Consider the following 10246-nt stretch of genomic DNA (forward strand, 5'->3'; position numbering starts at 1 on the left):
ATGTGACTGCCTTCGTGCCCAGCCACCGTAGGCACGACCCGGCTCAGGGTGCTTCTTGAGAATTGCGGGCTTCGGGGCCCGGCTCCGCCCGGGGAAAGCCACCGGCCCAGAGCATGGCGTAACAGCCGGGAATCAGCGCGGCGCCGCGGCCCACATGCTTCGCCCGGTACTCGGTGGGGCTCAGTCCGGTGACCTGCCTGAACCGGGTGGAGAAACTGCCCAGACTGGTGAAGCCGACCAGATGACAGATTTCGGTGACGCTCAGGTTTGCCGTGCGCAGCAGCTCCTGGGCCCGCTCGATCCGGCGAAGGGTCAGGTACTGGCCCGGCGTCCGCCCGTACGCGGCCTTGAAAGCGCGCACGAAGTGGTACCGCGAATAGCCCGCGTGCGCGGCGATCGCGTCGAGATCGAGGGGCTCGGCCCAGTCCCGGTCCATGGCGTCCTTGGCGGCCCGCAGCAGCCGGAGGTGGTCCACATCGCTCACGACCGCATCCTGCCACCATGGCGACCGACGTGGATGTCGCGACCCTCAGTCGCCCCGATGAACTCGCTGGTCCGGTAAGGGAGTTCACCAGATCCTGCGCCCAGGCCGCCGCAGGCCCGTGAGTGAGTCCCGCAGCAGCCTCCCGGCGAACGCCGTGCGCTACAGAGAGATGAGGCGCGCGATGAAGAAGGCTGCGATCAGCACGGCTCCGGCGGCGATCAGCCAGAGCCAGAACCGGGGGTGTTCCCAGAGCCCGCCGTCCGGACGTTCCTCGTGGGCCTCGGCGGTCGAGCCTTCCACGGGAGGAGTTTCCCCGGGGGGAATCTTTTCGGGGGGTGGCTTGCCTGGAGGGACGAGTGGATCAGTCATGTCCTCAGGCTCGCGCAGGCCACACGATCGTGCATCCGCTGGCACCACCCCGCCGTGCCGAGCTTCGCCGGTGCCGTACGCGGTCCGTGTCGCGCCGGTCGCGAAAGGCCCGTCGGCACGCAAAGCTGAGAGGTACGGGCGCCTGGGCCACCAAGCCTCTGGCCGTCCCGGACACCCGTCGCGCGGACACCGAAGGATCTCGTCATGAGCCCTACCAGCGAGCGCGGAGCCGGCCCGGGGGACGGACATGTCCGCCCGCACGGGGTGAGCGACGCTACGGTCGAGGCCCTGGGCACCCTGTCGGAGGCACTGGAGACCGTGGAACAGGCCAGAGGGCACCTGTACGCCTTCCACCAGCTGACCGGCGGTGCGGATCTGACGCTGGGCCGTGCGGTCGAGCAGCTGAGGGCGGCGGGCCACGGGGACCAGGCCGACCTGGTGGAGCGGGAGATCGTGGGCCGCAACGTCATTCCCGGCTGCTGGACCTTCCAGGTCATCGAGGCGTACAACGCCACCTATTACACGCCGTTCACCGAGGTGGAGCACCAAGTACGCCAGGAACTCGTCGACGGGCGGAGCCACCTGTACGAGGCGGAGATGAAAGAGGCCCGCCGCACCCGAGGGCATCCCGACCACACCGCCCGGCCCTGACCGGGTTCCTGGACGACGGCCCCCGTGCCACGGATGAAGTGCGCACCCGAGGGAACGCGAACGAACACCCTCAGAGGGGAAAGGGCGCGATGCCATGAAGAACATCAAGAAGACGACGGACATCAACCGGCTGCTCGGAGCCGCGACCGCGCTCTACGGCGCGGCCATCATGGCCAGGCCCGAATGGCTTGCGAAACCCTGCGCTCTCCCGTCGGAGCCCGGTGGCCGCGTTCCCCGGGACACGGGCCTGCTGATCCGGGCCTTCGGATCCCGGGACCTTGTCATCGGGCTAGTCATGGTGGCCGCGACCGGCGACGACGCACGCCGTCTCGCCACCTGGTGCCGGGTCGCCGCAGACACGTCCGACGCCGTCGTCTTCGGCACCCAGCTGCCCCAGAAGCAAGCCCGCCTCAAAGCCGCAGGAGCCGCGATCTCCTGGGCGGCCCTCTGCGCGCTGAGTCTGAGGAGCATCCGCTCGTAACGTCCCTCCCGCTGCTCCTTACCGCCCGCCGGAAACAGCCTTCGCACGGTCGGCCGCGTCGCTGACGCAGGTGCCGTCCCGTGGCGAGATACGTGATCAGGACTAGCGTGGGAACTCGCGAAGGGGGGCGTTTCGAAGGCCGGAGGAACGCATGGCCGTACGGCACCGATTGATCAAGAAGCCGCCCGAGGACGTCTGGGCGGTCCTGGCCGACGCCGAACGCTACGGGCAATGGGTCGTCGGCCCCGACCGGGCCGAACTGGACGCGGGCACCTGGCCCGAACTCGGAGCTGTCCTCCGTTACGAGGTGAGGATCGGCCCGTTCACGCTGCACAACCGGACCGTCGTGCGCCGCGTCGAGCCGATCAGCGTGCTTGAGCTGGAGGCGTACAGCGGGCCCCTGGGGACCGCGCGGATCGCCATGGAGCTGCGGCCCTGGGGCGAGGACACACTCGTCATTCTCGACGAGCACCCCCTGCGCGGTGCGGGAGGCGCCCTGCACAACGGCCTCCTGGACGCGGCGCAGCAGATTCGGCACCGCGCGATGCTGGGCCGACTTGCCCGTCTGTGCGAAGGAACCGACGCCCCGGGGCGCGGCGCCGCCCACCGACCGCGCCACGCCTGAAGTCATCACTGGCTCCGACCAAGGCCCCCTGCCGGTGAGGCGCAGGGCACCGAGGCCGCCTGGGCCTACACACCCGTACCGCACCACGTCAGGGGCGATGCGGGGGACGACAGGCTGACCGGTCGTGGGACGCCCGCGAACAGGAGGCGATGGCCGACCGGATCGAAGAGCAGGCCGAGCGCTACGCCCCTGGCCTCCGGAGCCTCATCGCCGCGCGCCGCGTCCTTGCCCCGCCCACCCTGCGGAGCATGGATGCCAACCTCCACGGTGGCGCCATCAGCGGGGGCACCACGGCCCTGCACCAACAACTGGCCTTCCGCCCCGCCCCCCGGCACGGGACGCCCGGAAACACCCGTCTCCGCTCTCTTCCTGGCTTTCCGCGTCCGCACACCCGGGCGGGGGAGTCCACGGAGCCCGCAAGGGTGTCGTAGACCGGGGCGAGCGCGACCTCAACACCGTGCCCCGGCCGGGACCCTGCCGCGACAGGGGGCGGAGCGGATCGTCACCGGGCAGACCGCGGGGCCGGTGAGGACTTGCGCAACTCGGCCAGGATGACGTGTGGTTGCTCATAGCAGGCGAAGTGGTCCCCGGGGAGCGTCACGGTATCCACACCGCAGGTGGTGTATTGATCCCACGGGGCGAGAGCGCCGGCGTCGAGGCCCGGGTCGTCCCGGTTGCGGAGAACAGTGAGCGGGATGTCCAAAGGGGTGGGCGTCCGCTGCGGGTAGCGGGCCAGCAGATCCAGGTCCGCTGCCAGGACACGGGCGGCGGCCCGCTGGAGTTCGGCGTCCGGTGGTGGTCCGTCGTGCAGCCATTGAACGCTTTCGGCGTTGTCGTCCTGACCGGCTTGTTCTGCCGCTGAGCCGGGAGGCGGGCTGCCCGAGGCGATCAGACGGCTGGGTGTGGTGAGGCCGAGTCGGCTCAGCTGCGACGCTGTCTCGTAGGCGACGACGGCTCCCATGCTGTGTCCGAAGAACGCGAAGGGTTTGTCGGACTTCCACTGCAGGGTGAGGGCGATGTGACGGGCGAGATCGCTGAGAGTGCCGGGCATGGATTCCGTCGTCCGGTCCTCGCGGCCCGGGTACTGCACGGCCCACAGTTCGGTCGAGGCGTCCCAGGCGGACAGCCAGGCACGGAAGACGCTGGCACTACCGCCTGCGTGCGGAAAGCAGATGAGGCGGGTCGGGGCGTCCGGCCGGGTGTCCAGGCAGCGGAGCCAGGCACTGTGAGGACTCGGCGTCTGCGTGGTACCGGTCGCTTCGGGCGGGGTGGATGTGGTCATGGCTGTGTCCTCGTCGTCTGCTGCGCGTTGGCTGACTGCTGGACCGGGGAGTCCCCGGCGGCCGAGGACTTGGTGTCGCCCGCGTTGTCCATCCGGTCGATCTGTCGTGCCATGCCGGCCAGCGTGGGAGTGCGGAGCACCGTGCGCAGGGTGAAGCCGGCTCCGTAGCGATGCCGGATGCCGCTGGTGAGTTTGGCGGCCAGCAGGCTGTTGCCGCCGACGTCGAAGAAGTTGTCGTGGCGCGAGGCGACGGGCTGGGGCAGGATCTCGCCCCAGATCCTGGCCAGTTCCTCTTCGGTGCCCTCAGCAGGGGGTTCCTGTGGGGTGGCGGCGCGGTCGGGTACGGCCCACGAGGCCAAGGTCTTGCGGTCGACCTTCCCGTTGCTGCCCAGGGGAAGGTCGGTGAGGAGGAAGTAGTCGGCAGGACGGGCGTATTCGGGCAACCGGTCGGCCGCCTCACCCGTCACTTGGGCCAGGTCGAGGTCGCCGCCGCTCGGCACGACGTAGGCCACGAGGCGGCGTTGCGTGTCCTCGCCCGCGACCACGGCGACGCAGCGCGCCACGGCACTGTGGGCGGCGACGGCCGACTCGATCTCGCCGAGCTCGATGCGATACCCGTTGATCTTGACCTGATGGTCGTTGCGGCCCAGGAATTCGAGCACCCCGTCGTCACGGTACCGGCCCATGTCACCCGTCCGGTACCAGCGCGCTCCCTGGTGCTCGACGAAGTGTTCCTCGGTGCGTCGGGGGTCGTTCACATACCCGTCGGCGACGCCCGCGCCGCCGATCCACAGCTCGCCCGCCACCCAGTCGGGGCAGTCGTTGCCCAGGGAATCCGCCACCCGGTATGCCTGGTTGCCCAGAGGGCGGCCGTACGGAACGGAAACCCAGGCGGGATCGACCTCGTCCACCTCGAAGTAGTTGGAGTAGACAGAGCCCTCGGTGGCGCCGCCGCAGGCCACGAACCGGCAGTCGGGCAGCAGGGCATGCAGCCTGCCGGGCAGGTCGAGGCCGATCCAGTCGCCGCCCGTCATGGCCAGGCGCAGAGCGGGGGGCGGAGCGCCGCTCTCCGCGGTGCTGATGAGCATGTCGAGGAGTACGGGGACGGAGTCCCATACGGTGACCCGGTGCTGCTCCATGAGGCGCAGCCAGGCGTGGGGATCGCGGCGGTCGTCCGCCGCCGGTACCACCACCGCGCCGCCGGCGCCGAGAGGGCCGAAGATCTCATAGACCGAGAGGTCGAAGTCGAGTGAGGAGATGACGATGCCGCGGTCGTCGGGGCCGACGTCCCAGCGTTCGTTGATGTCCTCCAGTGTGTTGACCACGGACTGATGGGAGACCTGGACACCTTTGGGCCGGCCGGTGGAGCCCGAGGTGAAGATGATGTAGGCGGGTGAGGTGGGCGGGACACGGACCGGTCCGTCGAGGGGCTCGCTGTCCCGTGCGGCGGCCAAGGTCACTACCGTGAGGTCCTGGGTGCCGCCCTGACCGGTCGGCGCCCCTGGCTCTTTTCCGGGCCCGGCGTGGTGTCGAGAGCCGTCCTGGACGGCGAAGCGGATGCCGGCGGTCGCGTGGATGGTTGCGCGTCGGCTTTCGGGCTGGTCCGGGCTGATCGGTACGTAACAGCCCCCTGCCGCGAGGACGCCGAGAACCGCTTCGATCTGGTCGATTCCCGAGGCCAGGGTGACGGCTACCGGTTCGCCCTCGCGCAGCCCCCGCGCACGCAGGTGTGCCGCCAGACGCAGGGCGGTGTCCGCGACGGTCGCGCGCGTCCACGTGTGGTCGGCATCCATGAGCGCCGCGGCTCGTTGGTCCTGTGCGGCCAGGGTGAAGAAGCGCTCGTGCAGCAGTCGACCGCTCTGCTCGCGCCGGGTGTTGTTGACTGCCTCCCGTGTGCTCTGCTGGCCGGCGGGCAGATGTGCGGGAAGCGCCGATGACCAGTCCCGTTCGGCCAGGCTTCGCAGAATGTCGGCGCAGTAGGCCGTCATGGCTTCGTGCATGCCGGGTGGGAAGAGCTCCGCGACCACGTCCCAGGCAAGGCGGCGGCCTCCCGCGTACTGGTGGACGATGCAGTCCAGCCACACCTGGGGTGTCTGGGACCGCATCCATCCGACGGAACCGAGGGTCGCCTCGAAGCTGCTGTCCACCCACGGTTCGTCGGTGAGCGAGGTGTAGACGACGCCGAGAGGCGGCAGCCGTTCGCCCCGACGTCGCGCCATGTGCTGAACCTCCTCCAGTGAAGGCGCGGTTGATCCCTGGCCCGCTGCCGCAAGCGTGTCCGCCACGTGCCGCACCAGGCCCTCCAGCGTGCGGATGGGGGATGCGGGGGACATGTCGATCGGAAGGACCGTGAGGCGGGTGAAGTCACCTACGGTTTCGCGCAGGTCCGGATCCGGCGGGCGGACGAAGACCGGCACGTTGAGGAGGAACGTGTCGTTCTCGCTCCACCGCGCGAGGGTGCATGCGAAGGCGGCCAGCAGCGCTGCGTCAGGGTCGAGTCCATGTGCCGCGGCTTGTTCGCGGACGCGCCGCCACTGTGCTGCCGGCACGGTGACGTTCCGGCGCTCGAAGCGGGGGGCTTCAATGCCCTGGGGATCACAAGTAAGCGGTAAGCGCGGGGAGTTGAAGCCGCACTGCTCGAAGAGCGCGTCCCACGTGTCGGGGAGAGCGGTCTCCTCGGGGTGGGAGTCGCGCTGCCGCCCTTGGGGGTTCCCGTCGTTGCCGTGGGCTGAAGGTCCTGCCTCTTGGGCGCGTCGGTAGGCGGCGTACTGGCCTGCCGGGGCGCTGGACGCGTGGCCGGCGCAGAGGGCGGCCAGGTCGGCGAGGAGGAGCCGGATGCTTGGCGGATCGGCAGCCATCAGATCGACGTCGATGTGCAACCGGGAGGTGCCGTCGGACAGCGAGGAGAGCCGCAGGTCCATGACCTGGCCTGCCGCGGTGTCCAGCCGCTGGGCCGACATCTGCGCGCGGACACGCTCCAAGTGCTCTTCGGCCGCCTTCCTCGTCGGCGGGGCGTCGTAGACCACCAGGCGGCGGCAGGGTGTCTCCCCCGTACAGGCCTCGTGCGCCGTGTCGGGAAAGCGGGCGCGCAGCATCGGGTGCCTGATCTGCAGTTCCGTGAAGGCGGCATCGAGCTTTCCGGCGTCGATGCGCGCGCCATCGAATTCGAAGTACATGTGACAGGCCGTCCCGCCCAGAGGCTGGCCGTCCTGGCGGCCGATGCAGTACGAGCGCTGCACCGCCGTGAGGGGGAAGGAGGACATCGAAGTGGCCTGTTCGGTGACGGGGCGAGACATGCTGTTCTGCCTTTCGAGGTGGGAGTACTGGCGCTCGGGCCGTCCGTTGAGCTGGGCGGCCATCACGACAGAAAGGGTCGGCAATGGGGACTCGGCGCGAATGGTGGGCGCGAGGACAGCGCTGATCACCGAGTTCCTCCGTCTTGCTGCGCCCGCGAAATTGATCACGGTCGATGAGACGGATGTCAATTCCGAAAAAGTAGACGCCATAACCGGCAGAGTCAACGGCGTGAAGAGTGGCGAGTATGCGGAAACCGACCCCATGTCGTGATGCCTCAAGTGCGCCGTTTGTGTCTCAGGCCAGGGGGTAAAAGTGGCACACTCAATTGATGTTGGAGTGCCACTTCGATGCAGGGTGAAGCTGGAGGTCGGATTCGGGTCGTGAAGCTTTGGCCACGACCGTAGTGCATTCAATATCCAACGCAAGCCACCCGATTGTAATTGTGCCGCCGGGGTACGGGGAAACGGTATGCGTATCCGGACAAGGAAAGGATCACTGATGGCCGGTACGTGTGAAACCCGAAGGCCGTTGTTCGAGCTGCTCGGAGAACTCGACACGGTTGACAAGTTCTTCGAACATGTCGCCGACGACGTGAAGTGGACCATGGTCGGCCGACATCCTCTGGCCGGTGAATATCAGAACAAGCGGGACTTCCTCGACGGAACTCTGGAGCAGGTGCGCAGCCGATCCGACGGACTGCGCTTCGACCTCAAGCAGATGTACGGCTCCGACGCGGAAGTCATCGTGGTCATGGAGGGGGTCGCGACGGCCAGCGACGGGGAGGCGTACGACCCCTTCTACGTCTGGCTGTGCAGGTTCGAGGGCGATGTCATCGTCGAGGTCCAGGCGTATGTGGACACACGGGTCGTGACCGGGCTCATCGACCGCGTGCCCGGCGCCGAAACGGGTGCCTCCCAGCTCTCGGCGGAGGATCAGGCGGAGGCCGCGCGAGTGCGTGTCCCCGGTCCGCTCCACAGCGTCTGAGCCCAGAAGCCGGGCCGCGGCAGTGACGCGCCCGCCCGGGACAGGCCTGCTCCGCAGGCTGAAGACAGCGCCTGCGGAGTGCGACCCGGTGCGGCGGCAGTCTCCTTGCCGCCGCTTGCCACCGCTGACCGCCGCGAGAGCGGCAGGTCCGTTCGAGCGCGTGCGGGTCGGGCCCGGCTGCCTGGGCAGGTGCGCGCATGCCCGTCCCGCTCGCCGACTGCCGCGTCAGTCGTCGCGCGCCGCTCGCGTCGAGGCCGCGATGACGCGCGTCGCCAGCCGCACCTGGTCCTCTTGAACGGTCAGCGGAGGGCTGAGGCGAAGACAGTTGCCGAATGTTCCGCCAAGCCCCACGAGCAGTGCGTTCTCCCGGCAGAGCTGCTGGACCCTGGCGGCCATCTCCGGAAAGGGCTTCAGTGTGCCGGGGTGGGAGAACTCGATCCCGAGCAGCAGCCCCTGTCCACGTACTTGGGACACACAGGGCTCGTCGTCCAGACTCTCCTTCAGCCCGTCGATGAGCACTGCTCCAAGGCGTCGGGCAGCCGTCGTCAGGTCATGGGCGGCGATGTAGTCCAACGTGGCCACGGCCGCCGCGGTGGAGAGGTGGTTGCCGCCGAACGAGGAGATGGACGGGGCGTCGAGCGAGGACATGATGTCGCGCCTTCCCACCAGGCCGCCCAGGGTGAAGCCGTTCCCGACCCCTTTCGCGAAGACCAGCACGTCCGGTGTGATCTGGTGCCACTGGTATCCCCAGTACTTGCCGGTGCGTCCCCACCCCGTCTGGACTTCGTCCACGATCAGTGGGATCTCGTACTCGTCCAGCACCTCGCGATAGGCGGCGAGCTGCCCCGGGGCCAGGGGAATTCCACCCGCGATGCCCTGCACCGGTTCGACGATCATCGCTGCGGTCCGCTCGGGAGTGCTGGTGCCGACGAGCTCTTCCAGGTCCTCCCGGCAGGCCCGCACATAGGCCTTGTCATCCAGCCCCGACAAGCCTCCGCGCCGCCGTTCTCCACCCCGCGCGTGGGCGACCCGTACCGGCGACAGCCCCGAGCCCTGCCAGTGCCGGTCGCCGGTCACTCCAAGTCCTCCGAAACTGCGGCCGTGATAGCCATAACGCAGGGCGATGATCTGCGAGCTCTGCCGATATTCGGTCGTGGCCAGTAGGGCGGCCTCCACCGCCTCGGTTCCCGAGCAGGTGAAGAAAACCAGCGGGTCGGGGATTCCCGACAGCGCGGCAATTCGTTCCGCGAGTTCCACCTGTCGGCCGATCAAGTAGAACGTCGAGGTGTGCACGACTCCCTTGCGCAGCTGCCGTTCCACGGCCTCATGCACCTCGGGAACCTTGTAGCCGAGAGTGTTCACGGCGATTCCGGCATAGAACTCCAGATAGGAGGCCCCGTCGGCGTCGGTGACCGTGCACCCCTCACCGCTGACGATCTCCATGGGCTCCTCGTAGTAGAGCGGGAACCACGGCACCATCACGGCACGATGCCGCTTGAGCAGCTCGGCCTGCGGATGACCGGTCTCGTGGGGAGTCCTGCGGGGGGACAACGACATGGCCGACCTCTCGTGCTCTCGTGCGAAGGGGACCACCGGCGACTGCGCCCGCTGGCCTGGAAAGCGACGCGCACGCGGCGGGACCCCGGCTGATCACGGGGCTCCCGCTGCGCGCGCTGGACTCCCGCCCCTCTTACTGCGGGGCACGCTCATGACACGCCGCCGCGGGACCGGCTACTGGAGTTCGCCGAGGCTGGGCCAGTCCTTGAGCGAGCCCGGCCCGCTGACGACCGTGTCCTGGTGGGGTTCGCCGCCCGCGATGTGGATGCGTACGTATTGGTCTCCGGAGAGGAGCCAGAACTGGCTGTGTTGGTCGGGTACGGGTACGACGGCGTCGATGTGGTCGAAGCCGGCGAGGCTGGGCCAGTCCTTGAGGGTGCCGGGGCCGCTGATGACCGTGTCCTGGTGGGGTTCGCCATCCGCGATGTGGATGCGTACGTATTGGTCTCCGGAGAGGAGCCAGAACTGGCTGTGTTGGTCGGGTACGGGTACGACGGCGTCGATGTGGTCGAAGCC

General features: G+C 68.7%; 10 protein-coding genes and 1 pseudogene. 5 read left to right on the plus strand and 6 right to left on the minus strand.

Annotation, left to right across the window (positions count from 1 at the left end):
- Positions 1–43: 43 nt before the first annotated feature.
- The gene (locus ACFYZA_RS03390) at positions 44–436 is read right to left on the minus strand and encodes a helix-turn-helix transcriptional regulator (protein WP_382584629.1); all 393 of its coding nucleotides are present in this window, start codon (positions 434–436) and stop codon (positions 44–46) included.
- 207 nt (positions 437–643) lie between these two features.
- Positions 644–853 carry a DUF6480 family protein gene (locus ACFYZA_RS03395; protein WP_388486721.1) on the minus strand — a complete coding sequence of 70 codons (210 nt, stop codon included), beginning with the start codon at positions 851–853 and terminating at the stop codon, positions 644–646.
- A gap of 204 nt (positions 854–1057) precedes the next feature.
- Here ACFYZA_RS03395 and ACFYZA_RS03400 point away from each other — a divergent pair, with 204 nt between their 5' ends.
- The 4 genes and pseudogenes from ACFYZA_RS03400 to ACFYZA_RS03415 all read left to right on the plus strand — a co-directional run.
- Positions 1058–1504 (plus strand): hypothetical protein, encoded by a 447-nt coding sequence (locus ACFYZA_RS03400; RefSeq protein WP_388486722.1) that lies wholly within the window; start codon positions 1058–1060, stop codon positions 1502–1504.
- A gap of 94 nt (positions 1505–1598) precedes the next feature.
- Positions 1599–1985, plus strand: a complete 387-nt coding sequence (locus tag ACFYZA_RS03405; RefSeq protein WP_388486724.1) for a hypothetical protein — start codon at positions 1599–1601, stop codon at positions 1983–1985.
- Positions 1986–2136: 151 nt separating this feature from the next.
- A complete protein-coding gene (locus ACFYZA_RS03410; RefSeq protein ID WP_388486727.1) occupies positions 2137–2610 on the plus strand; it encodes an SRPBCC family protein in 474 nt (157 codons plus the stop codon).
- Between the two features lie 42 nt (positions 2611–2652).
- Positions 2653–3139, plus strand: a pseudogene (locus tag ACFYZA_RS03415) (phytoene desaturase family protein); the annotation flags it as partial.
- Here ACFYZA_RS03415 and ACFYZA_RS03420 read toward each other — a convergent pair.
- Both ACFYZA_RS03420 and ACFYZA_RS03425 read right to left on the minus strand, forming a co-directional pair.
- Positions 3113–3892, minus strand: a complete 780-nt coding sequence (locus ACFYZA_RS03420) for a thioesterase II family protein (RefSeq protein ID WP_388486729.1) — start codon at positions 3890–3892, stop codon at positions 3113–3115. The pseudogene ACFYZA_RS03415 and the gene ACFYZA_RS03420 sit on opposite strands and share 27 nt — an antisense overlap.
- Complete coding sequence (locus ACFYZA_RS03425; protein WP_388486732.1) at positions 3889–7317, minus strand: amino acid adenylation domain-containing protein; 3429 nt, start codon at positions 7315–7317, stop codon at positions 3889–3891. Before ACFYZA_RS03425 ends, ACFYZA_RS03420 begins: the two co-directional genes overlap by 4 nt.
- A 370-nt stretch (positions 7318–7687) precedes the next feature.
- Here ACFYZA_RS03425 and ACFYZA_RS03430 point away from each other — a divergent pair, with 370 nt between their 5' ends.
- Entirely contained in the window at positions 7688–8173 is a 486-nt protein-coding gene (locus ACFYZA_RS03430) for a nuclear transport factor 2 family protein (protein WP_382583820.1), read from the plus strand.
- Positions 8174–8398: 225 nt separating this feature from the next.
- Here the strand turns inward: ACFYZA_RS03430 and ACFYZA_RS03435 are convergent, their stop codons facing one another.
- Entirely contained in the window at positions 8399–9616 is a 1218-nt protein-coding gene (locus tag ACFYZA_RS03435) for an aspartate aminotransferase family protein (RefSeq protein ID WP_388486734.1), read from the minus strand.
- Between the two features lie 288 nt (positions 9617–9904).
- A partial coding sequence (locus tag ACFYZA_RS03440) for a hypothetical protein (protein ID WP_388486737.1) occupies positions 9905–10246 on the minus strand: 342 nt, incomplete at its 5' end.

Source organism: Streptomyces sp. NPDC001828 (assembly GCF_042892175.1).
Taxonomy (GTDB): domain Bacteria; phylum Actinomycetota; class Actinomycetes; order Streptomycetales; family Streptomycetaceae; genus Streptomyces.